Source organism: Mangrovimonas sp. DI 80 (assembly GCF_001975575.1).
In the GTDB taxonomy this organism is placed as follows: Bacteria; Bacteroidota; Bacteroidia; order Flavobacteriales; family Flavobacteriaceae; genus Mangrovimonas_A; species Mangrovimonas_A xylaniphaga.
Genome location: NZ_MSDT01000002.1, coordinates 908,732 through 934,284 on the forward strand (window position 1 = coordinate 908,732; position 25,553 = coordinate 934,284).

At 41.6% G+C, this 25,553-nt stretch carries 24 protein-coding genes; 3 read left to right on the forward strand and 21 right to left on the reverse strand.

Annotation, left to right across the window (positions count from 1 at the left end; translation table 11 throughout):
* Window positions 1-48: 48 nt before the first annotated feature.
* The 21 genes from BKM32_RS04600 to BKM32_RS04700 form a co-directional block, all read right to left on the reverse strand.
* Window positions 49-1,239, reverse strand: a complete 1,191-nt coding sequence (locus BKM32_RS04600) for a two-component regulator propeller domain-containing protein (protein WP_171971846.1) — start codon at window positions 1,237-1,239, stop codon at window positions 49-51.
* A gap of 231 nt (window positions 1,240-1,470) precedes the next feature.
* Window positions 1,471-3,027 (reverse strand): arylsulfatase, encoded by a 1,557-nt coding sequence (locus tag BKM32_RS04605; protein WP_076662732.1) that lies wholly within the window; start codon window positions 3,025-3,027, stop codon window positions 1,471-1,473.
* A gap of 178 nt (window positions 3,028-3,205) precedes the next feature.
* Complete coding sequence (locus BKM32_RS04610) at window positions 3,206-4,102, reverse strand: hypothetical protein (RefSeq protein WP_076662733.1); 897 nt, start codon at window positions 4,100-4,102, stop codon at window positions 3,206-3,208.
* Window positions 4,103-4,117: 15 nt separating this feature from the next.
* Window positions 4,118-4,717 carry a hypothetical protein gene (locus tag BKM32_RS04615; RefSeq protein ID WP_076662734.1) on the reverse strand — a complete coding sequence of 200 codons (600 nt, stop codon included), beginning with the start codon at window positions 4,715-4,717 and terminating at the stop codon, window positions 4,118-4,120.
* Between the two features lie 118 nt (window positions 4,718-4,835).
* Window positions 4,836-5,585: a hypothetical protein gene (locus BKM32_RS04620; protein ID WP_076662735.1), complete on the reverse strand. Its 750-nt coding sequence runs from the start codon at window positions 5,583-5,585 to the stop codon at window positions 4,836-4,838.
* A 91-nt stretch (window positions 5,586-5,676) separates the two neighbouring features.
* Window positions 5,677-7,437 (reverse strand): amidohydrolase, encoded by a 1,761-nt coding sequence (locus tag BKM32_RS04625; RefSeq protein ID WP_076662736.1) that lies wholly within the window; start codon window positions 7,435-7,437, stop codon window positions 5,677-5,679.
* A 147-nt stretch (window positions 7,438-7,584) separates the two neighbouring features.
* Window positions 7,585-8,343, reverse strand: coding sequence for a hypothetical protein (locus BKM32_RS04630; RefSeq protein WP_076662737.1), 759 nt, complete (start codon window positions 8,341-8,343; stop codon window positions 7,585-7,587).
* A 180-nt stretch (window positions 8,344-8,523) separates the two neighbouring features.
* Complete coding sequence (locus tag BKM32_RS04635; protein ID WP_076662738.1) at window positions 8,524-9,081, reverse strand: hypothetical protein; 558 nt, start codon at window positions 9,079-9,081, stop codon at window positions 8,524-8,526.
* A 148-nt stretch (window positions 9,082-9,229) separates the two neighbouring features.
* Complete coding sequence (locus tag BKM32_RS04640; protein WP_076662739.1) at window positions 9,230-9,664, reverse strand: DoxX family protein; 435 nt, start codon at window positions 9,662-9,664, stop codon at window positions 9,230-9,232.
* 11 nt (window positions 9,665-9,675) lie between these two features.
* Window positions 9,676-10,215 (reverse strand): YfiT family bacillithiol transferase, encoded by a 540-nt coding sequence (locus tag BKM32_RS04645; RefSeq protein WP_076662740.1) that lies wholly within the window; start codon window positions 10,213-10,215, stop codon window positions 9,676-9,678.
* Window positions 10,216-10,225: 10 nt separating this feature from the next.
* Window positions 10,226-10,972, reverse strand: a complete 747-nt coding sequence (locus BKM32_RS04650) for a DUF6090 family protein (protein ID WP_076662741.1) — start codon at window positions 10,970-10,972, stop codon at window positions 10,226-10,228.
* A gap of 48 nt (window positions 10,973-11,020) precedes the next feature.
* Window positions 11,021-11,803: a DUF6090 family protein gene (locus BKM32_RS04655; RefSeq protein ID WP_076662742.1), complete on the reverse strand. Its 783-nt coding sequence runs from the start codon at window positions 11,801-11,803 to the stop codon at window positions 11,021-11,023.
* Window positions 11,804-11,981: 178 nt separating this feature from the next.
* On the reverse strand, window positions 11,982-12,437 hold the full coding sequence (locus tag BKM32_RS04660; RefSeq protein WP_076662743.1) for a cytochrome c: 456 nt from the start codon (window positions 12,435-12,437) through the stop codon (window positions 11,982-11,984).
* Between the two features lie 14 nt (window positions 12,438-12,451).
* A complete protein-coding gene (locus tag BKM32_RS04665) occupies window positions 12,452-13,216 on the reverse strand; it encodes a DUF6090 family protein (RefSeq protein WP_076662744.1) in 765 nt (254 codons plus the stop codon).
* A gap of 95 nt (window positions 13,217-13,311) precedes the next feature.
* Window positions 13,312-14,085, reverse strand: coding sequence for a peroxiredoxin (locus BKM32_RS04670; RefSeq protein ID WP_076662745.1), 774 nt, complete (start codon window positions 14,083-14,085; stop codon window positions 13,312-13,314).
* A gap of 141 nt (window positions 14,086-14,226) precedes the next feature.
* Window positions 14,227-14,526: a DUF1905 domain-containing protein gene (locus BKM32_RS04675; RefSeq protein WP_076662746.1), complete on the reverse strand. Its 300-nt coding sequence runs from the start codon at window positions 14,524-14,526 to the stop codon at window positions 14,227-14,229.
* Window positions 14,527-14,567: 41 nt separating this feature from the next.
* Window positions 14,568-14,831, reverse strand: coding sequence for a hypothetical protein (locus BKM32_RS04680; RefSeq protein ID WP_076662747.1), 264 nt, complete (start codon window positions 14,829-14,831; stop codon window positions 14,568-14,570).
* Window positions 14,832-15,575: 744 nt separating this feature from the next.
* Window positions 15,576-16,097: a gliding motility-associated C-terminal domain-containing protein gene (locus tag BKM32_RS04685; protein ID WP_076662748.1), complete on the reverse strand. Its 522-nt coding sequence runs from the start codon at window positions 16,095-16,097 to the stop codon at window positions 15,576-15,578.
* Window positions 16,098-16,971: 874 nt separating this feature from the next.
* The gene (locus BKM32_RS04690; protein ID WP_076662749.1) at window positions 16,972-18,021 is read right to left on the reverse strand and encodes a T9SS type A sorting domain-containing protein; all 1,050 of its coding nucleotides are present in this window, start codon (window positions 18,019-18,021) and stop codon (window positions 16,972-16,974) included.
* Between the two features lie 382 nt (window positions 18,022-18,403).
* Window positions 18,404-19,291 carry a dienelactone hydrolase family protein gene (locus BKM32_RS04695; RefSeq protein ID WP_076662750.1) on the reverse strand — a complete coding sequence of 296 codons (888 nt, stop codon included), beginning with the start codon at window positions 19,289-19,291 and terminating at the stop codon, window positions 18,404-18,406.
* A 665-nt stretch (window positions 19,292-19,956) separates the two neighbouring features.
* Window positions 19,957-22,257 carry an FdhF/YdeP family oxidoreductase gene (locus tag BKM32_RS04700; protein ID WP_076662751.1) on the reverse strand — a complete coding sequence of 767 codons (2,301 nt, stop codon included), beginning with the start codon at window positions 22,255-22,257 and terminating at the stop codon, window positions 19,957-19,959.
* A gap of 240 nt (window positions 22,258-22,497) precedes the next feature.
* Here BKM32_RS04700 and kduI point away from each other — a divergent pair, with 240 nt between their 5' ends.
* Genes kduI through uxaC form a run of 3 tightly spaced genes read left to right on the forward strand, consistent with a single transcriptional unit; the run spans window position 22,498 to window position 25,538 of the window.
* The gene (gene kduI / locus BKM32_RS04705; protein ID WP_053976678.1) at window positions 22,498-23,334 is read left to right on the forward strand and encodes a 5-dehydro-4-deoxy-D-glucuronate isomerase; all 837 of its coding nucleotides are present in this window, start codon (window positions 22,498-22,500) and stop codon (window positions 23,332-23,334) included.
* A gap of 5 nt (window positions 23,335-23,339) precedes the next feature.
* Complete coding sequence (locus tag BKM32_RS04710; RefSeq protein ID WP_076662752.1) at window positions 23,340-24,125, forward strand: gluconate 5-dehydrogenase; 786 nt, start codon at window positions 23,340-23,342, stop codon at window positions 24,123-24,125.
* Between the two features lie 18 nt (window positions 24,126-24,143).
* Window positions 24,144-25,538 carry a glucuronate isomerase gene (gene uxaC / locus BKM32_RS04715; protein ID WP_076662753.1) on the forward strand — a complete coding sequence of 465 codons (1,395 nt, stop codon included), beginning with the start codon at window positions 24,144-24,146 and terminating at the stop codon, window positions 25,536-25,538.
* Window positions 25,539-25,553: the final 15 nt, after the last annotated feature.

Below are 25,553 nucleotides of genomic sequence, written 5' to 3' on the forward strand. Positions count from 1 at the left end.
TGGAAATGAATAAGGTAACTATTTAAAAAATAGAATCTTACCTTTTTGTTAGTTCCATGGGCCGTATTTGCCCACATGGTAAAAGGAAGTGTTGTTTTCTTTGGCTTGGTCCTCGCTAAAACGGAAGAGACCTTTCCAACCTCCCAGCCAAAATCTGCCTTGGCTGTCCTGAAGCATACTGATGATACCTTGGGATTCCAAGCCATCCTTTTCGGTGTAGTGGGAGAAGTCCTTTCCATCGTAACGATAGATGCCGTGGTGCTCAGGGGCAATCCAAATGTTTCCTTGAGGATCTTCATAAAGTGCGCCAATTTCTTCCCCTTGAATGGTTCCATTTTGGGTGACATGTTCAAAGCTTTGGCCATTAAATCGGCTGAGTCCGCCAAACATACTGCCTATCCAAAGGTTGCCGTTGCGGTCTTCCAAAAGACCATTGATATTGTTGTCCTGAAGACCATTGCTTTTGGAATAGATGGTGAAAGCATTTTCTGTTGAAGTTTGGGCGGCATTTGGTGTGTATTTGCAGAGACCAAAACCATCGGTACCGTACCATAAATTACCATTTTTGTCTTCCAAAATGGTACTTACCCTATCATACGAAATGATAGATGTGGTATCCCTTACCGTAGCTTTAGGAATCGGGAAGGCTTTAAAAGTTGCTCCATTGAATTGGCATACGCCTTTGGAGGTTCCTAGCCAAAATAGTCCGTTGCGATCTATAATCATGCTCCAAACTTCTCTACTTGGCAATCCATCCTCTTCGGTGTAGCTGGTAAATCTGTTGCCGTTGTAACTGATAATGCCATTGCTTGTGGCAAACCAGAGGTTGCCTTGTGCGTCTTCGGTAATTTGGTTGACTCTATTGGCTTGAAAGCCCTCTTCGGTAGTGAAATATTCCACTTGGTTGTTTTGCAATTGGATGACGCCATAGTGGTTGGTGGCCATCCAAAGATTGCCTTTGGAATCCTCGAACAAATCCCGTACCCAATGGCAGAGTTGGTCTTTATAAAACAAATCCACATGGAAATCGTCCGGAAGCGGTCTGCCCTTATATTGGGATTTAGGACCTTTCACTGTATTAAAAATGGAAAACACTGTCGTGTCCGTTTCAACTTTTGTAGCTTCAGAGGTTTCGGTTTGTTGCCTTTGTTTGCAGGAACAAAACAAGAAGATGACTAAAAACAAGCTGTAGTAATTGGAACGTTTTTTGGAGGATGTTGGGAAGCTTGCTGTCGCCATACTTTGGTGTTGCCTGGGGTAAAACTTTTTATATTGAAACATGCAGTTCTCGATACAAATTTCTGTAGAAATTCACTCGAACTGGGGTTTTTTACTGATTTTACATGAGATTAAAGATAGTACTTTTTGATTCTGATTGTAATGAATGGCTTAAAACACAAAAGCGTTATGCAGAAACAGGTTAGGGACTGTGCTACATAACGCTTGCATCATGGTAGATACATAATATGTTTATTGCCTAGAATCAGCTTTTAATATTTTATCGATGGCTTTGTTAATGTCTAATGAAGCTGCTGCTTGTCTGGGAGGATAATCCTTAAAGGTCATAAGGTGGGCATTTAAGTAACCAATAGCTGGCTGGAACACCCAAGACTTATGCATAATGAGATGAAAGGCCGTAAGGTCATCGTATTTCTCATAAGGATCTTTCCGTAAGTTGAACAATCGCGGCATGGTGTGGGTAATCATGTCGTCAAAATAGCGCGCCTTGGTAGCAAAGTGCATTTTCCAAGGGCCCACACGCATGGCGGTAAGGCTGCTTTCGTAATAGTAGAAAAAGTAATTTCGGGCTGAGGTATCTGTTCTTCCTGCCCAATAATCCCAATTGTTAAAACCGTCGATATAAACTTTATAGTTCATGTCGCCGACCTTATAGCCACTTCTTAGTTTGGTACTGATATCCGGAGATCCTACAGCTGCCATTAAGGTTGGCAATACATCTTCATGGGCAGAAATACCATTGCGGACCAAGCCTGCAGGAATATGGTTTGGCCAGCGTACCATAAATGGCGCTCTTAACCCGCCTTCCCATGTGGTCATTTTTTCACCTCTAAACATGGTAACTCCAGCGTCCGGAAAAGTACTTTGTTCAGGGCCATTGTCGGTAGTATAGATGACGATGGTGTTGTTGTCTACGCCTAATTCTTTTAAGTAATCCAACAACTGCCCAACATGGCCGTCATGTTCAATAAGTCCGTGACCAAAAAGGTCCATGTCTGTACTGATGCCTGTTGCCAAATTTTTGGATTCCTCTTTAAGGTGGGTGTACACGTGCATTCTACTGGTGGCATGCCAAATGAAGAAGGGTTTGCCAGCATCTTTGGCACGGCGCATAAAATCTTTGCTTTTGCTCACCAATACATCGTCAAAGGTTTTCATTTTTTCTGAAGTCAACTGGCCTACATCCTTAACCGTTTGTTTACCGATGACTCCAAAGCGAGGGTCTTCGGTTTTGTCGAATTTGTCGCTGGCATAGGATTCTATTACGCCTCTAGGGCCATATTTGTTGGCGAATTCTTCGGTTTTTGGATAATCGCCCTGTTCAGGTTCTTCCGATACGTTGAGGTGGTACAAATTGCCATAAAACTCGTCGAAACCGTGGACGGTAGGCAGGTGTTCGTTACGGTCGCCTAAATGGTTTTTACCAAATTGTCCTGTCATATAGCCAAGTGGTTTTAAAAGTTCGGCAATGGTAGGGTCTTCGGGTTTGATTCCGAGTGGATTCCCTGGTTGCCCTACGGTGGTAAGACCAGTTCTTACCGGTTTTTGCCCGGTAATAAAGGCGGCTCGACCAGCAGTACAACTTGGTTGGGAGTAGTGATCTGTAAATATGGCTCCTTCCTTAGCAATCCTGTCGATATTTGGTGTGGGATATTGCATGCCCAAGGAGTAGCAGCTAAGCGAATTGGGAGCTACGTCATCTACCATGATGACTAAAATATTAGGCTTTTCCTGGGAGAATCCCAGTAAACTTAAACTCAAGAGTAATGAAGTAACAACATGTTTCATAATAGTATCTATTGGTTATTAATAAGAGATTTTACGACCGTTAGGATTAGGGCTTGAGATAGTTTAGTTGTAGGGGGTATCTAATTTAATAAAATATTTCTTTCAAAACATTGAATTGCAGTGAATTATATTTTTATTGTTTTGAAAACAGGTAATTTGGACATATTAAGTTTATATCCTACCAAATTTTGGTGGATCTGCCGGTGGAGCTTAGTTTGATAAGGTTTGGTTTGGGGGTGCTACCGTTGAAGGTGAGTTCTGAAGCAAACAATAGTTGGTCCTTACCCATAAAGGCTACCCAATGTGGGGTGAAAGGAGGGATGTGTTGATATAATGTATGTTTATTGCCTTGGGCATCGATCATCTCAAAACTTCGCCTTCCCCAATAGGCCATGAGCAATTGTCCTTCTTGAAAATCAACATCAAACACTTTGTTGCGGTCCAAGGGGGCATTGGTAATTTTAGGTTCAATGATATTATTCCACTCTTGAAGTATGCTTCCTGTTTGGGTTGCCAAGAAACAGGAAGTGTCTCCTAACAAAAGAATGGTGTCGTCAGGTAAAGCCCTAATGCGATTGATTGGGGTTTCAAATTCAAAATATACAGAAGGTTGTTTGCCTTTTTGTAATTTGTAAACACTGGGGTACTTACCGAAGACCATTTGGGTGTCCGAAAGCATAAAGAACCCAGCTTCTCCAATATGCCATTGGTCCTCAAACCACTCCCAGAGAACTGTTGGCTTTTGGTTTTTAGTTGTTTTTAAAAGACGAATTTCAAAGGTGTCGGAAGCTTGTAGGTATCGGCGTTCCAAGATGTAAATGTCCTGTCCTTTGGCATATAGCATAAAATCACTCGCCGGATATTCAGATTTTAGGAATACTTGAGGAGTACTGCCATTTTCCCACACCATGATACAGGCGTGGTGCAGCGCATCATCAATAGGATGGATATAGGACCAAAATACTTGGTTGTCCACTACAATCATATTCCCCGTTGGGTGGCCCCAAATGCTTGAATAACTCAAAAGCGCAATGGCCAACACCCAATAGGATTTTATATGTTGTAATGCATACATGTTTTTTACATGGACTTACATTTGGTCTGGGGCTACCGGTGCCGGTACCACATTTTCCACAGGATTGATACTTTTTAGATACATGAACATGGCATGAAGGTCTTCATCCTTGATATTGATAAAGTTGGTCCAAGGCATAGGAGGAAGAAGCATGCGACCGTTGTCCATTCCTTTAAATTTGCCTTCGGTCAACGCTTTTTTAAATTGCGCTTCGGTCCAGCTGCCAATACCGGTATCGTCTGGCGTTAGGTTGGCGGCAAAGGAGATCCCCCAAGGGCCTGCCGCAGCGGTAAGGTCTGGATAAAACATGCCAAAACCTTCCTTGATCATTGGGCTGTCAAATGTAACTACAGGTTTATCCGATGGGTAGCCCGATAACAATAGTTCAGGAATAAGTTCGGGGCCGTTTGGGCCTACTTTTTTGGGTGAATGGCAGTCGTTGCAGCCCATAACCCCAACAAGATATTTTCCTTTTTCAATAACGCTTTCGGGTGAAGGTGTAACGACTTCCGGGGTGGCACTGGCAGTTTGATAGGTTTCTTCTTTGCAGGATACAAGGCTTAATGAGGCTGTTAAGGCAATTGCCATAAGTGCTGATTGGTGTTTGAATGTCATAAGATTGTTGTTGAAACAGACCTAAATTTGCTAGTCTGCTGTTGGTTAATGCCTCTAAGATAGTAAAAGCGACTGGAATTTCTAAATGTTGTGTATTAGTGATTTAAGAGACTGATATTTATGCTGAAAAGGAGATCCAATCGACAAACTTCATCCAGGTTTTGGAAGCATATATTTGCGGTGCAAAAACAAATACATTTACAATGAACATGGAAAGCGGGTAAAAGTAAAATAAGGTACTAAAGCGTTTATCTTTTTTTAAGGCCGTTCGTAAATCATAAATCAACAATGGCAGTGCAATTATTAGGTCAACAATTATTGTGAAGATGGGGTTATCTGGAATTCCAAAGGCTAATGGAATGCGATCTATCCCTGTATTGGCGAGTAGTAAGGTGCCATAAAACATCAGTCGTTTGTGGTGGAATGGCGATTTTCTCATGGCAATACCAATAAAAAGTAGGGGAATCACTGTGAGCAGGCTAAACCCAAATATGCCCACTAAAAAACTAAGTCCTTCAATTGGGATTTCAGGGTGGCTGGTCCTAGCTGAAATGATAAGGTACAGCGTACTTAATGTCAATAAAATTAGAATTGCAAAGGCTGCCTTTCCTGCTTTGGTATGCCACTGTATTTTTTTGCGAAATACCAATTGGGTTTGAATTACATAAAGTAGTATCCAAAGGAATCCAAAAATGCCATGTAATATATAGCGGGAGGCTGCCATATTGATGCCTTGTGAAGCTTTATTCCGAATACCGGCACTGAATCCAACAATGCAACATATCAAAAATAAAATGGCGGTAGCAGCAAAATAATAATGCTCGAATCTCTTGTGGTGGTCCTGATTTGAAACTACTGTGGTTGGCATGGTCTTCGTTTCTTTCTTTTTAAAGTTAGTTAAAAATCAGCAATAAAGCAATTTAAGGTGTTTTTGCCTGTTTTGCGGACTGTCTGTTTTCTTATGATTTAATCGCGACTGTTGAAACGAGTCTTCCTTTGTGAACTACACCAAGAATGGGAATGTCCTTAATGGTTTCTGGAGCCACTTTAAAAGGGTTCTTTTTTAGAATAGTGAAATTTGCCGTTTTTCCTTCTTTAATAGAACCAATGCTGTTTTCTTGGTTCAAAGTTCGTGCGGCGTTTATAGTAATGCCCTGCATAGCGGTAAAGACATCCACTTTTTGATCTTGTGAAAAGTGGCTTTCTTCGGCGGTTTCTCTATTAATGGCAGTCCAAGCCAATAGCAATGGGTTTGCGGGTGCCATGGCAAAATCGGAATGGTAGGATACAGGAACGCCTCGTTGGCTGAGTTCTTTGATTCTTACTAGGTTTTCTGCCCGGTCTGGACCAAGTCCAAATTCAGAATATTTGTCTGCTAGGGCCCATAAGTAGTAGGGGTTTACAGAGGCTTCCATATTTAGGGCTTGAACTTGTTGGGCAATGTTGTCATCAAAATAGCCCATGTGATGAAGGGTAAAGCGATGGTCTTTTCTGGGGTGTTTTTTTTGATCCTTTTTGTTATAGTCCAATACTTGCTGTATGCCCAAATCGCCATTGGAGTGTACATGGATTTTGTAATCGTTGTTCCAATAAAAACTCAATTGTTCCTTAAATAACGGCAGGGGGGTCATCCATTCTCCTTTAAATTCTTCACTTAAATAGGGTTCTTTCATTTGCATGGCCAAGGAATAAATAGCGCCATCGGAAAACAGTTTTACCTGCTTTGGCAAGAAGGTGATATTGTCTGTATTGTATTTGGTGGGCATGGCCTCCATAGCTTCCATAGCCTTGGCATTGTCGTTTCCGTTCATACTATAGAGCTGTGTACCATTGGGAATTAAAAACACATCATAGGGTGGGTTTTTGTCCATTTCACCTTTTAATAGGTTGTATTCCATATCAAAATCGGAACTGGGAAACCCAGGTTCTGCTATAGTAGTGATGCCGTTTTTAAGCATGAGTTGGCTCATCATGGCCAATCCTTTTTTATAGGAATCTGGGTTGATGAGGTAGGGAGCAATAGCTGGTACAAGGGCTAACCAGCCGCCTTCAAAGAAATGGCCGTTTTTCCAATCTACCTGCGGATTGCCTTCAAAATCGGCTTCTTTGATGTTGAAGAGCTCTACCGCTTTGTCATTCAAATAGATTTCGTGAAAAGATCTGTGGATGATGCCAATGGGCGCATCGGGGCACAATAGGTTTAAGGTATCCCTGGACATGGGGCCGTGCCATAATTGATGGTAACCCCAAACAAAGAGCATTTTGTCTGCTTGTGCTTTGGTTTTTATTACTTTTTTGAGACGGATTTTGTATTCTTCGGGGGTTTTGGCTGCTTCCGTAGCTCCTATAGGTTTGTCCCAGCCATGAGGTGCAATGGTTTCGTTGGGAAGCATGATGGCGGCGATAGAAGGGTGTAGATGGGGTTCTATAAAACCAGGCATGAGGGTATTCCCTTCTAAATTGTATTGGGAAGCCTGGGGGTATTTACTAAGGGCTTCCTCCTTTGTGCCAACATAAGCTATGTTGCTGTTTTCCCTCACCACAGCTTCGACATATTGGGCCTGCTCCCCTTCCATGGTAATGATGTCTCCACCAAAATAAAGGGTCTGTTCGCTGTTGGTTTGTACAGGTATTTCGGTGGTTTTGTTTTCCTTTTTTTTGCAGCTCATAAAAACAATAAGGGCAAGCAATACTAGGGTTGTTGATTTGTTGATTTTCATGATGACACAGTTGGTGGGTGTTTAATAAAAGTCATTGTAAAAGAAGAGTTGTCGAATGATAAACTTTTCAATGACTAATTTACGAAATTTTACACCTTAACTTTCTTGTAATCAACTGAATGTTCGTTATTTTTTTGTTATGTAATGCTATTCCCAATAAATCTCTACATGGGTATTGTTAAACATAGGGTCTTCAAAATCGCCTTGGGGTTCACACCACATGGTTTTGGGTAAGGTCTCCATGTCTATTTTATAGTCTTCATCAACAATGCCTCCTTGCGCCTGAAACTCTATTAGTTTGCCTAATAAATCTATAATGGCTTCTTCCTTATCTTCTGGAACTTCTTGAATGCTGATGTCAGGTCTGCCGTATTTTCGCATCCCTCGTGTGTGGAACCACTTGGTATTGTCGTCATCTTCGTCATAACAAAGAATCATGACATGTTCTTTGGGTTGCGGCGTGTTGGGAGTAAAGATGTTGTCTTTCCAGTCCTTTTTATCCCAAAAGGTCACCGTTTGTAAATCGTATACTGCCACGCCGCCGTGATCCAACAAATAGGTGACCAATCCAATCACGTCTCTGTAATAGTTCAAAGTATTGGTGTCGGGGACATTGCCTACAAAAATATAGCATTGCTCTGCTGCTTCAATTTGCTGGGCTAGGTTAGGGTTGTCCTCTTTTAGTGTTTCCCAAAAGTAGCCTTCCAAATAGCTTTTAGGGACTTCGGGGTGGGCATTGGGACCGTACTGCATCAAGTCGATACCTTGTGGGAGACCTTTGGTGTGGTATTCTGCTCCCGATAATTTAAAGTCCACATCAAAATCGCCATACACTACATAAAACATATAAGGGCTGTCCAGCGGCTTGCTGAAATGTTCCCGAGTCCAGTCGTTAAGCTCTGCCATAGTTGATTAGTTTTTTAGTGTGGTTGATTGACAATCTAAGCCAGCATATCTTTTCAATAGGCGGTTAGGTTGCGTTGCCTAAATATAAATTATTTCTAAGCAAGTACAACAATTTTATGGCGCATTATATTGATATAAAGTGGAATGTGGTTTGGAAGGGGTTATAGAAGAGGCTCGGTTTTACCAACAATGCTCATTATAGTAGGCGATAATGCCCTCTACATTTCTTCTTTTTAATTCTTTGGATTCAATTTTATCCATAAGTGAAGTGCAAGAACTGAAGATTTTCAAATGCTTCTTTTTGATTCTCATACCAATGCGAATAATGTCGTCGTTGACCTTTATGTAATAATAGGAAGCGTCGTTGTTTCCTTTAGTGGACATGCTTGCCATAACCGTGGCTGCATTGGGAAAGTTAAAGTTTTGATTGTACGTCTCATCGCAATATAAGGTGATGGACCCTTTTAGTGTTTCATGTAATAGTTTTGGCGCTTCCTTATCTTGAACCAAAATGTATTTGTAGTGTTTTCCTTCAGTGTCGAAGCCGTCAATGCTGTGATAATCGTATTCCACAACCTCGGCATCTTCATTCACTTTGAATTTAATACCGCCTTCTGTTTTTATCTTAATGAGGCCTTTTGAGAGGGAGCCGTCTTTAAAAAAAACGGTGCCCCTGTTATATTCGGCATGGGATAATAAGCAAACGAATAGGAAACATAGGGTGAGAAGCGGTTTCATAGTAGGTAGGTTTAGGGTATCTAATTATAAATACGGATGTTATCCCTACTTTGGACTTCTTAGCCTTACATTTAAGAATGTTTTTCTTACATAATGAACTAAGTGTGAAATGAAATTAGTTCCTTTCACTATGCTATCATACGCTGCTTTATTTCTTCGTATCCTTAAATATCAAACTGTCCAATTCCCAATATTTTTCCTGTAAAGCACTTAAGGCAAAGGCTGCTGCAGCGGCTGTAAATATCGAATAATCAAAAGCGCCCTTAATACCTGTTGAAAAGGTCATTGCAATGCCAAACAAGAGTAACAATAGACCACTTAGTTTGGCAAACAGTTCTGTTTTAAAGCCAATAATCAGGCAAAGTGCAAATAGGATTTCCAATACGGTGGCTATTATTCCTGCTATAGAAATTGTGCCCTTAGGCAACCAAGGATTTATGGCTTGTGTATAGTCCAGAAAATTGGACCAATTGCCCCAAACCGATATGTTTTCTGGCCACAGACCAAAGCGATCTGCTACTGCCGATAAAAAAGCAGTGGCAATGGAAAGGCGTAGGAATAGTTTAACGAATTTTGTGTTCATGTTGTGTTTATTTATTGATAAATGCCGTTAGATGCCAGCCCATTTTTTACATGTGCCAAATGGTGTTGGCAGTGCCACGAATAGATGCCTATGGTCTGTAAAAGACTTAATGGTTTTTCGTGTTCGGGGTGAATAAACTCACGCGCCAATTGTTCAGGGGTTAAACTTTTTAAAAGTGTTGTCCATTTTTGGTGCAGCCCTTTCAACAGTGCCATCGATCCCGAGATGTCATCATCAAGGTCGTCGGGCAATTCGGCCCAACGGTCCTCAAAATAGGGTTTAATGGTTGGCAAGTCTTCTGTTAAGGCCAGCTTAAAGCGCATGATGCTGTTCATATGACTGTCTGTGCAATGGTGGATTACTTGCTTTACGGTCCATCCATTGGGTCTGTATTTCCAATTGAGTTGTGCTACAGATACATCCTTTGTTAAGTCTTCCAATTGGGAGGGGAAGTTTTCAATGTTCTTGATCCATGATTCCAATATCGCAGTATCCGGATGTTTGATGGGAGTGTAGGGTCCAATGGGGTATTTTAATGCTTCTATATCCATGGTATGTTGTTTAATGCTTCTGTAAATAGTCGTCTATTTGGGCAATCAGTTCTTGAGTGTCTTCTTTTAGTTTTTTATGTTTTAGGATACCAAAGACTTCCCAAGTCTCTATATCTTTTAAGATGCCTTGCAATTCCATATCCTCCTGCATAGCTTCATAATTCCTAATGGTTTTAAAGAATCCGATGTTGGCCATTCGCTCTACGGTAGCTTGTCCCTTAAATGCCTTTGGAACTTTTGTAGACTGTAATGCCGAAGCACTGTAATAGGGCACAATCCTTGGTTCTAAAAAGGCATTGTAGCCAACGCGTTCACGTTCGAAGCTGGTTAGGTATTCGTAGCCCTCTTCGTAGAGGTTGGTGATGCCCTTTCTAAGGGCATCATTTTGGATGATATCCACGCCTTTAGAGGTCAGCAGATTATAGCCGCTGGTTTTATGGCTTACATGTGGATTGACTTTCAGGTAATAGAAAAAATAGCCAAGGGAGTCTTGATAGGGAGTTTTATGTTGTAGTGCTTTTAGCAGTAGCCGGCAGGAGGTAATCTTGTTTTCCAAATGTCCAATATTGCTTTCCATGTCTTCAAGGTCGTAGTTGAGGTTATCGCGTATTTCTTGCAGTATCAAGCGCTCTGTTTGGCGCTCTTTATGACGTTCATTGACATTGTTTACTTGTAGCGCTATCAAAATCCCTATTACCACCAAGACAATTTCACCAATGGCATACATAAGATATTTACTCAGTTTGTTGCTTGCCATTAGGTCTTGTCTTAATCGTTTAAATAGTGTTATCATGGTGTCGAGATCCTATTGTTCGTTAAGGTAGTTATTAATGGTGTCTATAAGTTGCTGCCCCCATTGCTGTTCGGCTTCCAAATATTTGATACCAATAATTAATCTAATTGAGAGGTCATTTAAATAGTTCTCTAGGCTAACATCGTTTGTAATGTCCTTAACCTGTAACACTGGTCTTTGGTCATTTTGGTAGCGTTCCATCATGTATTTTCCTCCTAGACCATCTAGTGCATTGATGTATTTTGAAGATAAGCGGTACTTTGTGATTAGGTTCTGCTCTACAAAGGCATTGATAAACCGTTTCGTGTCCGAAACGTGCTGTTCCAATTCAATATCGTTGTAATAATTGGAAATATCCGTAGCCAATTTTTGATTGGCAATTTTGAGGATGTTCCCCGTGCTCACAGAAGTTTCGTAGGAGGTTCTGTGGTAGTTGGGCAGTGTAAAGTATTGCGCAAAATGGATGTCGTTTAAAAATTGAATGGTGTCATAGGCTTGTTCTGTAGGATGAATATAAAAGTCAAGCAGCCTTAGGCAGGTAATGTTTTGGGTTTGTTTAAACGCTTTGATGTCCTCAAAGCCTTTAATGTCATTTTCAAGGTCTACTTTTATCCTGTTCAGGAGGTCTCGTTCTGTAAGCCTGTCCTTGTGATGTTGCTGCCAAGTATTGATTTGAAGGGCTATTAAAATACCAATTACTACCAAGATGATTTCACCAATGGCATATTTGAGGTATTTTGCAGTACGTCCTTCCGAGAGTAAGTTCTGGCGAATGTTCCTAAAGAATGTAATCATATCCAAAGGGTTGGTTTGTATAAATATACCCTTTTTTGCTTTAGGATAATATGCCCTTTTTACATCCCCCTTAATCCCCCTTCAAAGGGGGAATTCACTCTGTAATTGTCCCCTTGAGGGGACTATAGGGGTGTTCTCCTCTTGAGGTTACCGAGAGGAAAGCTCTGTTTTACTAGAATTATAAGCCAAGCTTTCCGCTTTTAGCTGCAACAATATATTCGTAAAGTTTATTTGTACTGTACTTGGTAATTGTATCGAAGGTGTGGCTAATGGCGATATTTTGGAACTCCGTATAGGAGCCCATTTCTGTGGCATACCTGTCTTTATATGCAATTAAGGAATCTTGTTTGGTGATGAACTTAAAGAAATAATCCTGTTCCATTTTTTTATCTAAGTTCTGCAATAAATCAGGGTCGCTAATGCTGCTTATCCCATGGCAAGTAATGCAATGTCTTTTGAAAACATCGCGCCCTAAACAGTAGTCTTCCAATTGTGGGGAGGCAATATCAGAAGCAGCCGTTTTCCCAATCTCTTCCTTTGGTGTTAAGCAAAACAGAAGAGATGCAATGGCAATTAAAATAACAGTTACAGATGCTACAACGCAGAAAATATGTCTCGTTATTTTTTTTATCACAAGTTAAGGCTGTTTTATTCCAGTTCGGCATCAATCAACTCCAAAATGGCATTTAAATCGTTCATAAGGGGGCTGTAATGTGTGGCTTCCATAGCACTACTGGATAGAGCGAACATTAAAAGGTTGTTTTCAAATTCCTGCGACTGCAACAATTCCAGATTGCTTATAGGTTGTGCTGTAGGCTGCAGACCTATCTCTTGGCTGGCGCCTGTTAGGTCGAATATGGTTTTTAAACTGTAGGCGTCGCTTCTAAAAAGATCCAGTACCTTTTCTCTTTGAATCCCTAAGTCGGTTTCCTGTTTGCCAATGTCTTCAATAGTGGCAATCCAATTGGTCAATAAAATCCGTAATTGGGCATTGGAGAGATCTTTTAGGCTTCCGGAGTTGATAATTTCATTCAACAGGGAATTGTTGGGGTTAAAGGAAATATCCGATGCTAAGGTGTTGAACAGCAATTCTGAAAATAATCTTTCGGTAGGCGGTGTCTCTTGATGGCTTGTATATTGCAACAGTGTTTTGGCGCCTTCAAAATTGCGTTTATTTACCGCAATCAGTTCATTAAGTTTCAACTGGCTGGTAGTAAACTCATCGTGTAGGCCCTGGAAATAGGTCTGTTCCTTGTTCTTGAGGATGCGCTTCTCATTACTGTTGTTCACCGCCAAGGCAATTAAAATACCAATGACCACCAGAACAATTTCCCCAATGGCATAGAGGAGGTATCTACCGAATTTATTCTTGTTGAGCAGTTGTTGCCTGAGTTTTTTAAAGAATAGAATCATGCTTTAGGCTGGATGTCAAGAATCTGTGTTGGGAATAAAGATACTTTTTTTTGCTGTAAGTTGATTCGCCTTTTCACAGGTGCCCTTTTCAGATGTTACAACAGCTTTTTAATTTTGCGTTTCAAATTGTTGTATACATCCAATAACATAATGTTTTCAATGAATTCCATGTTACCATTTTGATCTATGATGACATTATAAGGGTAGTAGGATACCTTGAATTGGTCTATAACAGGTCTGGCATTTGGAATAATGGTGAAATCAAGCTCGTGGGTTTTTAAGAAGGTCTCTACGGCAGCCTTGTCATCAAAAGTTATCGCAAAAAATTCCACAGGTTCGCCTTTAAACTTCTTTTTCAAAGCATTTAAATCTGGGAATCCCTCAATACAGGATTTGCAATGCATAAACCAGAAGTCCAATACCACTACCTTGCCCTTAAGGCTTTCAAGGGTGTGGGTATTGTTGTCCATATCTACAAGGGTCAGCTCTTTCAGTACGGTGCCGTCCAATTGCTTGCGTTCTTGTTCCTCTTCTTTCATTTGGGTGTCTCGAAGCTTGTCGCGTTCATTCATTTCGGCTTCTGAAAGCACTTTGTTCACTAAGACGATACTGTTGGCTAAGGTATCGTGGTAAATGACTTGCTTAAGGTTGTAGCGTTTGGACAATGCCCTTATAGAGTCGTATTCCTTCTTGTTACACGGCTGTCCGTTTTCCAATATGGTGCGTATGGCTATATCGGGGTTGTTTGTTCTTAATTGGGTAAAGGTCTCCCGTGTTATTTCAACACAGTTGTCTGGGGCGTTTTGCTGACTGTAAACATTGGTCATAAAAAGGCTGAAAAGGATAACTAGGGTGTGTTTGTAGAACATGGTTGGTTGGTTTTATTGTGGATTATTCTTACAAATATATCTTTTTTTAGTTAATTCTATACATCATCTTTGCATCCTCTTTGGAGGGTATCGATGAAGTATGATTTAAGCATCAACCAAAATGAAGATGATTTCTTCCTTTTAAACCCTAATCGAAATAACAATCTCCTCATCAAGGGCTATATGAGCATTCTTTCTTGCTTCAGCTTTTATAGGAAGGAGATAAGTGTCCAGTTTGGTGTCAAACCAAATGGCTGTTTGCCACTCATAGGTGTCTATAATAGCAACGGCAGTCATTCTTCCCCAACCCTGTTCTTGCCATTTCAGCTGTGCCCTGATTTCTTTGGAGATGTCCTTAGGCAATGAAGCAAAATACCAGCCTCCAGGAGCGTCATGTTTCCAAATGCGGCTGGTGAATTGATATGTAATTTTGCCTTCCATACTTTTAGCTAAAGATAGCCATAATACACGGCAAATTTATTTTATACCATTTTCTGCGAGGACTGTTGTAGTTTTCTGGTTATGGCAAAATAGATGACGTAGAACCAACCAAAGATACCATGGAATATCGCCCATAGAATAGATTTGTTGCGTTCCCACGACACTACTATGGCTAAAATGGTTCCCAATATGCCCACGCCAGTTCTTATTGCAATACCTGGTATATTGTTGCTTCCTGTTTGTTGGCTAAAACATTCTAGGGATATTAAGAGTGCTAAAATGAGGGTTGGTTTTAATTTAAGCATAGGGTTTTGTAAGTTTTTATTGTTGACTATTCCTACAAATATATCCTTTTTTTCCTAATGGCATAGCCTCTTTTTACATCTCCTTCTAATGACGATGATAGGCTGTTTATTGGCGTCCTTAGTCTGTTCATTTTGGCTGCGCCGAATCTTCGATTTCTTTGCTCATTCAAATTCTAAGCATTCATGAACACATTTTTTTATTATGTAATAATTTATGTGTGAATAAAGAAACTTACCAAAAGAAAAGACGCCCTGTCGATAGGCATTTTTGTGCTTCTTTCAGAAGCCCAAAACCGTTTACAAATTCCTAAACTTGGTCCAAGGCTTCCCAAGTTTTTAACGGAATTTGTTCTCTATGCTTACGACAGGGTGTTCCGCCCGTGGTGGAATGAGGTTTAAATGTTGAGAGGTGTTTATTCGTCCTCATTTGAGACTTCGGGACCCAACCACTGAAACGGCCGTAAAATAAAAAGCTGTTTGAGGTTTTGCGAGAGTAAAACCGAGTTCTTTTTATTTAGGTCGTGAAGTGCTGTTGGGTGAACAAGCACATGCAGACTTGATTTTTTGGCTCTTTTGTATCAAGACAAAAGAGTGTATATGAAAACCTTTAAATAAAAATGGATGAATAAAAGGGTATGTAATCTGAAAACAAAAGAAAACCAACCATAGTCTGCTTCCTAATGTTTGAAGCTAACCAACACAGCTATCAAGAGTGTTCTGTTCGCTGCCTTATTCGGATAGGTCTCAGTGTCCCAAATAAGGGTCGTTCCATATGATTTCAATATCGCAATTTGAAAAACTAGAATCGTTAAACTCCGAGTAATTTCTAACGATACATATATATCCATATTCTACAAAGGTTTCTTCATTTTCAACCACAATTTTGTATTTGTAGCTTCCGAAGGGTAATTCCTCAGTATTAGATTGGTCTAGGCCATTAAAAGGAATGTTGTTTGCATAACCGTTTCTGTTGAAAACGATATTGTCATTTAAATCAAAGATAGTTACGGTATTATTCGGGTAAAGGTCAATATTTTCAATAAAGAACTCGTCATTTACGCCATCTCCATTTGCTGAAAAAACTTCAATAGCCTTAATCTCTCCCATAGATTGGTCCAGGTTGTCAACGTTTATGTTTGCGAAGGGGTTGTCTCCACAACAGAGAAAGGTTACTTGTTCTGGTTCGGAATCACTGTTGCCGTTACAGCTAAAAATTAAAGAGAATGACAATAAAATGCCACTTAAAAATAATGTTTTGCGTTTCATTTAAGGTTAAGTTTTTTAGTTGGGGTTACTAAGGGAATAAACCCATTGGTTGATTAATCCTTCAAAGGTATCCTTTTTAAGATATTGGGCAACTATGGGACGCTATTGCCATGCTCTTTTTACATCCCCCTTAATCCCCCTTCAAAGGGGGAATCCACTCTGTAATTGTCCCCTTGAGGGGACTATAGGGGTGTTCATTTCAGAACAGGGGTGTCCATCATGTAGCTGGGTATTCGTTTTAAAGCTAAAAAGTTGTTTAGTAATTGCTTTTTTACATCCCCCTTAATCCCCCTTCAAAGGGGGAATATAAATTGTCCCCTTGAGGGGACTACAGGGGTGTTCATCACGCAACAGGGGGTGTTCTATCCACTTGAGGTTACCGAGAGGAAAGCACCGCATTGCTAGAAGGTACCTAACGTAGTGCTATTAGGGTGTTGTTCATTTTAATAATTAACGACAGGGTGTTCCGCCTGTCGGGGGATTAGGGTTAAATTTTACAAGTTTTTTTGTCCTCATGTGAGACTTCGGGACCAAACTACTGTAATTGCCGTAAAATAAAAAGCTGTTTGAGGTTTTACGAGAGTAAAACTGAGTTCTTTTTATTTAGGGCGTGAAGTGTTGTTGGGTGAATAAGCACATGCAGGCTTGATTTTTTGGCTTGGTTTATCCTGAGCGTGACGAAGGATTGCATCAAGGCAAATGCGAAGCATTCATGAATACCTACAAATAAAATGGATGAATAAAAGAGCATGTACTATGAAAGCAAAATGAACATAAAAAGAAGAAGAACACAGGAACCAATGTTGTCAATATAGTCTAGGTTCCCATGTTCAGGTTGGATATGTAGAGAGTAAAGATTATTGTTAGAATGGAGCTATTCTTTAATAAAGGGAATTGTTGTGCCGTTTTGAAATGTCAAGAAATAAACCCCGTTGGTTAAATGGTTAATGTCAATGCTTGTGTTGTTGGAGATTTCTCCAGAGTTCATATGGCTGCCAATTGAATTGTAAATGTTGTATTGTTTAGCTGAGGTAAGACCAGTAATATGAATGCTGTTTTGGGCAGGGTTGGGATAAGCGGTTATTGGGGTAAGGTTGTTGTCTTCGGTTGATAGGGTGTTAAAGGATAGTTTTGAAATTCTATTGTCAAAAGCTTCTGTAAAGTAAAGCGTATTGCCATGAACGAGAAGATCTGTAGGGCCTGCTACATTAAGTAGTATGTCTTCTGGCAATGTGTATGGTGCATTTACAGAAAGGTCTATTTTAAGAAGTTTAGATCCAAAAAGGTCGGCTACATATAAATAATTGGCATGAAGAAGTAAACCTGTTGGGGTGCTTCCTGGTTTTCTCATAACGGCTGCGGCTGTTGGAGATTTTGCTCTTAAGTCTATTTTAGAAATTTCACCGGTATATTTTTGGGCAACGTACATGTCGTTTCCTTGAATTATTAAATCTACAGGAGAATTTAATCCGGTCACAATATCGGTAACGTTGGGAGGGGAATTGTTGAGACTTATTTTGGAAATTTTAGTACCGTTGGTGAAATATAAGTCGTTGCCCTCAAGGACCAATCCATCAGGATCAGTTAAGCCTATGACAATTTCTATAGGGTTTGCGTCGGGGTTATTTAAGTCTATTTTGGAGATCTTTGTGCTTTCACTGTAATATAGATCGTTCCCATTGATCAACAGGTCTAGTGGGCCGTTTAGGTTATTCAATACCGCTTTGGCTTCGCTTAAGGGAAGTCTGTAGTTGAGGTTGATTTTGGAAATTTTCTTCCCTTCTATTTCGGTAAAATAAAGATCATTGCCATTAATGGCTAATCTGTAGGGGTAGTTTAAATTGGTTACCACAGGTTGAATTTGGCCAATAAGGTGAAATGTTGTAAAAAATAGGGCCAAGGCTAGAGTAAAGAGTGATTTCATTGATGAAAGATTTTGTGTTAATTGATGAAAATGATATCCTTATGTAAAGGATGAGATTAGCCTTAGGAGGCGTGAATTTAATCTAAATTGCTTGTTTTTAGTATATTAAATCGTTCAAAGTGAGCAATTTAACAAGATTGGAAGAGGGTGTTCAGATTTAAAATCTTACATATGGAAGAAAAGACGTTGTAAAATATAAAGCCTAATTCAATACATTGCTGAATTGGGTTTTTAAATAAAGGGGGCTGATTTTGTCTTCATGAGAGTCTGTGGGATCTAATCACATGCAGACTTGATTTTTTGGCTCTTTTGTATCAAGATAAATGCGAAGCATTCACGAATACCTACAAATAAAATGGATGAATAAAAGAGTATTAATACCCTACACCAATTTTGCTTTAAAAAACGCAATAGTCCGTTCCCATGCCAAAGCCGCAGCAGCCGCATCATACCTAGGGGTGGTATTGTTATGGAACCCATGATGTACGCCTGGGTACATATAGGCCGTATATGAAATGTTGTGGTTTTTAAGAGAGGTTTCATAGGCAGGCCATCCTGAATTAACACGGGTGTCCAATTCGGCATAGTGTAGCAATAACGGTGCTTTTATTTGGGCTGTTTCCTCATCGTTAGGCTGACTTCCATAAAAGGGCACGGCGGCACCTAGGGTGGGTACTTTTACTGCCATCATGTTCGATATCCAGCCTCCAAAGCAGAAGCCTACCACACCTACCTTGCCGTTGCAATTAGGGTGCGATTTTAAGTATTCGTAGGCGGCAATAAAGTCTTCCAACATCTCATTGCGGTCGCGCTGTTGCTGAAGCGCACGCCCATCGTCGTCATTGCCGGGGTAGCCACCTAAAGGGGAGAGGGCATCGGGAGCCAAGGAAATAAAACCTTCCAAAGCGGCACGTCTGCCAACATCTTCAATATAGGTGTTCAGGCCACGGTTTTCGTGTACTACCACAATACCGGGCAAGGGCCCTTTGCTGTCTTTGGGTTCAGATAACAGACCCTTAATATCGCCTCCACCTTTTGGGGAAGGGTATTGGATGTAAAAGGAATTCAGTCGATGGTCGTCTACAGGCACCTCTAAGGTATCCACATAATTAGGCGAAATAAAACTCAGCAGGGAGGTAACCGTAAGCCCTCCAATAGCATATAAAGAAAGCTTTTCAATAAACTGACGGCGGTCTAGTTTGTTATGGGCGTAGGCATCGTATAGTTCAAATACCTCGGGGTTGAGGTCTTCTTTTTTTATAGGTTTCATAACTGCGAATTTTAGGTTCGTAATCTTTGACTTTGGTACTATGTGTTATGTAGAATAGTTTGTGCAAAGGCTTTCTAAGATACGAAAAGTCTTGAAAGGGAGGTGTTTATTTGTTGGTTTTAAAATGATGTATAACGTTGCAAAAGGGTAATAGGGAGGCACATCGGTTAGGGCTTATTGCTTAGTCAAAAGAACATCCCCCTTCAAAGGGGGAATCCACTCTGTAATTGTCCCCTTGAGGTTACCGAGAAGAAAGCGCTGCTTTACTCGAAGGTACCGCACACAGTGCTACAGGGGTGTTGTGTTCCGCTCTTGTCGGAATGGGGTTTTAAAAGTTATGCGCAACATTATTCAAAATCATATTCCGCTGGAAGCGGAAGGACCTGTCGTAAGCATAGAGAGCAAATTCCGTTAAAAACTTGGGAAGCCTTGGACCAAGTTTAGGAATTTGTGAACGGTTTTGGGGTTCTGAAAAGAAGCACAAAAATGCCTATCTACAGGGCGTCTTTTCTTTTGGTTCGTTTTCTTTGGACGAGCAAAGAAATCGAAGATTCGGCGTAGCCAAAATGAATGGACTGTGAAAGCAAAATGAACATATACTAAGAAAGCAACAGAATATTTACACAGCTAACAAAACCAAGTCACAACAACAACAATATGTAATATCAACTACGAAGCTCCAAACTCACCTTAATCGACTTACTAATTGGTGTATGACTCTTATCCGCAAACTGATCTATAGGAATCAAGGCATTGGTTTCTGGGAAATAAGCCGCTAAGTTCCCCTGTGGAATATTATAGGCAACTACAATAAACCCATACACCTTGCGCTCCACACCATTGTAATGGCTCATAATATTCACCACATCGCGTTGGGCAAAGCCTGCCTGGTCCATATCCTTAGGGTTCATCAAGATCACACGACGCTCATTATGGATACCACGGTAACGGTCGTCCAGCCCATAGATGGTGGTGTTGAATTGATCGTGCGAGCGAATGGTCATCAATAAGTATTCTCCCTCGTCCAGTTTGTGTTTAGGCGCTTGGGTAATGCTGAACTGGGCCCGTTGGTTGGGCAGTCGGCTAAAGTCTAAACAGCGTACATTGTTGGGTAAGTAATAGCCTCCATCTTTAGATTTGGTATTTACATCCTTAAAGCCTTGGACCACTTGCCCTAATTTCTCACGTACCAAATCATAGTTAGACCCCAAAGAGAGCCAATCTACAGGATGGTTCCCTTGGAAATAAGCATGGGCAATACCTGAGACTATTTCGGGTTCGCTCTTTAAATGCGAGGAGGCAGGGGGCAACATACCCTTGGTTTGGTGTACCACACCCATACTGTTCTCTACGGTTAAATGACGGCGTGAGTTGCCTTTCATGTCAATTTCCGAACGGCCCAAAGTAGGCAATATCAAGGCGGTTTGCCCTGTGATAAGGTGACTGCGGTTCAACTTGGTGCTAATCTGCACGGTGAGTTCACAGCGTTGCAGGGCTTCTGCTGTAAATTCGGTATCAGAGGCTGCTGAGACAAAGTTGCCGCCCAAGCCTATAAATACCTTGGCGTCCTTATTGTGCATGGCCTGAATGGCGTGTACCACATCATAACCCGACTTGGTGGGCGGGTCAAAATTGAAGGTGTCCTTTACGGCTTGGTTGTAGTTTTTGGACACATAATGCATGATTCCTACTGTACGGTCGCCTTGTACATTGCTGTGCCCGCGTACAGGACAGGTACCGGCACCGGTCTTGCCAAGACTGCCTTTCAACAAGAGCAGGTTGACGCATTCCTTAATGTTATCGACACCGTTTTTATGTTGTGTAAGGCCCATGGCCCAACAAATAATAATCTTGCTTGATTTGGCTAGGATGTTGACCACCTCGTCAATGAGGTGCGAAGGCACGCCACAGGCGTTCAGCAGTGCCGCTTCCGAATCGTTGCCAAGGTTTTTGATAAAGGCATCATAACCATGGGTGTAGGTTTTGATGAATTCATGATCAAATACCTGTTGCCCTTGTTGGTCTAAAGCAGCCAAACGTTTTTGGATAAGTTTCAACAAGACAATATCCTGGTTGATTTTTACCTGTAGGTGAATGTCGGTAAGGGCTACGCCGCTACCTAAAAGACCATTCACTTCCTGTGGGTTTTTAAATCGGATCAAACCAGCTTCTTCCAGTGGATTGACACTAATCACTGTGCCGCCATTGCTCTTGCATTTTTCAAGTGCCGACAGCATACGTGGGTGGTTGGTACCGGGATTCTGGCCAATAACCATCACCACTTCGGCTTTGTTAAAGTCTTCCAGCGTTACCGAACCTTTGCCTATCCCTAAGGTTTCCGAAAGCCCAACCCCACTGGATTCGTGGCACATATTAGAACAGTCGGGCATGTTGTTGGTACCAAAAGCACGGGCGAACAGACCGTACAAAAAGGCAGCCTCGTTACTGGAGCGTCCCGAGGTATAAAAGATGGCCTCGTCTGGATGTTGAAGGCTGTGCAACTGCTCTGCAATAAGGCTAAAGGCCTCGGCCCAAGAGATGGGTTCGTAATGAATGCTATTGGGGCGCAGTACCATAGGCTCCATCAAGCGCCCACTGCGGCCTATTTCATAGTCGGACCAACGCGAAAGTTCCTCCACTGAATATTTACTGAAAAAGTCACGGTCTACCTTCTTGGTGGTGGCTTCTTCGGCAAGGGCTTTGGCGCCATTTTCGCAGTATTCCCCAAGGTTGGAACGCTTTTCAGGATCGGGCCATGCGCAACCAGGGCAATCAAAGCCTCCTTTTTGGTTCATGTGAGACAGGGTGCGCAAGCCGCGTACAATGCCCATTTCCTTATAAATATGCTCAAAGGCTACCTTTATGGCGGGCGTGCCGGCGGCATATTGGCCTGGAGACGTGAGTTCTAGACCTGTGAATTCTGGGTTGCTATGTATGCTGATATCGCGCTTGCGTGTTTTGCTCATGGGTACTGTAATTAACCTATAAAAAGGGCTTGATTTGTAACAAAGGGATAAAATTACAATTTTTAAGGGGATGTGTTTTAATTTATCGCAAATTAACCGTATTTTTTATGTGAAATTCATAATGCCGCAATAACCACGAACAGAGGGCATTCGTGGTTTTTTTGTTGGGGCAGGGGTAAAATGATAGGATATATCATAATTTATATTATATTTGTGTAATCGATTACATAAAACAGAGATATGACACATTCAGAATTTAGGTATGCATCCCATCCAGTAGATGCCAGAGCCTACGGAACAGAGGAATTACGCCAACACTTTTTAATCCCTAACTTATTCGTTGAGGATCAGATTAATTTGACGTATTCCATGTACGATAGGTATGTGGTTGGAGGGGCCATGCCTGTTGGTAAAGAATTGAAGTTGGAAACCATTCCTTACTTGAAGTCTGAAAACTTTTTGGACCGTAGGGAAATGGGAATTGTAAATGTGGGCGGTCGAGGAACCGTAACCGTAGATGGCGAAGTGTTTGAATTGGCTAAGAAGGAGGCGCTATACATTGGAAAAGATACCAAGGATGTGGTGTTTGCCAGTGCCGAAGGAGAACAGGCCTTGTTTTATATCAATTCTGCACCGGCCCATACAAAATACCCAACCATGAAAGTTGGGAAGGAAAATGCCGAAGTTATTGAACTTGGAGACGAGAAGTATGCCAACAAGCGCATCTTGAACAAATTGATCGTGAACAGCATTGTAAAAACCTGTCAGTTACAAATGGGATTGACCGAGTTGTTGCCTGGGAATGTATGGAACACGATGCCTGCCCATACCCACACCAGACGTATGGAGGCCTATTTCTATTTCGATTTGGAAGAAGGGCAAACTATTAGTCACTTTATGGGAGAGCCAGAACATACACGCCATATTTTTATGGAAAGCAATCAGGCGGTATTGTCGCCAGAGTGGTCTATCCACTCCGGATCGGGAACGTCCAACTACTCCTTTATTTGGGGAATGGCTGGGGAGAACCTAGACTATGGCGATATGGATACCCGTACCCCTAACGAATTAAGATAGGCCCTATGACACTATTTGATTTAACGGGAAAAATTGCCTTGGTCACAGGAGGCACCCATGGTCTTGGAATGGCTATGGCTGAAGGACTGGCAGACGCAGGCGCGCAATTGATCATCACTAGTACCACACCATCCAAATTGGAAGCGGCTCTTGAGCACTACCGTGGCAAGGGCTATCAAGCATCGGGCTATCTCTTTGATGTAACCGATGAAACCTTGGCGGCACAAATGGTGGAGCAAATGGTACAGGAACAGGGCGAGATAGACATCTTGGTGAACAACGCCGGGATCATTAAAAGAGAACCTGCCTTGACTATGAAAATTGACGAGTTCAGACGTGTGGTTGATGTAGACTTGGTTGGTGCCTTTATCATGGCACAACTGGTGGGTAACCGCATGGTGAAGAACGGTGGAGGAAAGATCATTAATATCTGCTCCATGATGAGTGAATTGGGACGCAATACCGTAAGTGCCTATGCTGCCGCCAAAGGTGGTTTGAAGATGCTGACGCGTAACCTTGCTACCGAATGGGCCAAATACAACATTCAAGTGAATGGGATTGGTCCTGGGTATTTTGCGACCTCGCAAACGGCGCCTATCCGTGTGGATGGACACCCTTTCAATGAATTTATCATCAACAGAACCCCTTCTGCACGTTGGGGGAATCCAGAAGATTTAGCTGGAACCGCTGTGTTCTTGGCGTCTAGAGCTAGTGACTTTGTCAATGGCCAAATTGTATATGTGGATGGGGGAATCCTGGCAACCATCGGGAAACCGTCCAACGAAGATTAACAACAAACAAAAAAGGATATGTCATTTATACATGATAATTTTCTGTTAGAAACGAAGCAGGCCCAAGAGTTGTACCACAACTACGCGGCCAAAATGCCTATTATAGATTACCATTGCCATTTGCCGCCAGCAGATATTGCCAATGATACCGTGTTTGAAAACATTACCAAGATTTGGATTAATGGCGACCATTATAAATGGCGCGCCATGCGTACCTTGGGTGTAGATGAAACCTACATCACAGGAAATGCTTCCGATAAGGAGAAGTTTGCGCATTGGGCCAAAACGGTGCCTTATACCATGCGTAACCCTCTGTACCATTGGACGCATTTGGAGTTGGCGCGTTATTACGACGTGTACGACCTATTGAGTGAGAAGACTGCCGATGCTGTGTATGCAAAAACCGCAGAGTTGTTGAACTCGCCTGGCTACAGCTGCCAAAACTTGTTGAAGAAAATGAACGTGGAGGTAGTATGTACTACCGAAGATCCAATAGATTCTTTAGATCATCACGCGAGATTGGCACAAAGCGATGCTACAGTGAAAATGAGCACCGCTTTTAGACCAGATAAGGCCATCATGATTGGTAGCGATGCCTTCAATGCCTATTTGGACAGTCTTGAAAAGGTGGCTGAAATGGACATTCGTATTTACGACGATTTGAAAACGGCTTTGCGCAAGCGTATCGACTATTTCCATGACAATGGTTGTCGTTTGTCAGACCACGGATTGAACCAAATTTCATTTGAACCTGCTACCGAAAGTGAAGTGAAAGCTATTTTCTCCAAAAAACGAGAAGGGAAAGCTTTGAGCCGTACAGAGGTGCTTCAGTTTGAAACAGCCGTGTTGTTATACTTAGCCGAAACCTATTACGAGTTGGGTTGGGTACAACAGTATCACTTAGGAGCTTTAAGAAACAACAATACCCGTATGTTGGCACAATTGGGGCCAGATACCGGATGGGATTCTATTGGCGATTATTCACAAGCAGAGACCTTGTCGAAGTTCTTAAATGCCTTGGATACCAAAGACAAATTGACCAAGACAATTTTGTACAACCTAAACCCGGCGGATAACGAGGTGATGGCTACCATGATTGGAAACTTCAATGATGGGACTGTCAAAGGAAAAGTACAATTGGGCTCCGGTTGGTGGTTCTTGGACCAAAAGGACGGGATGGAAAAACAAATGAACGCCCTGTCCAATATGGGATTGATCAGTTGCTTTATTGGAATGTTAACCGATTCCAGAAGTTTTATGTCTTTCCCGCGCCATGAATATTTCCGTAGAGTGTTGTGTAACCTGTTTGGAAACGAAATGCACAGAGGCGAATTGCCAAACGATATGGAATGGATTGGCAAACTGGTGTCGGACATCAGTTATAACAATGCAAACGAATATTTTAAATTTTAATAAACTAATAAAAAA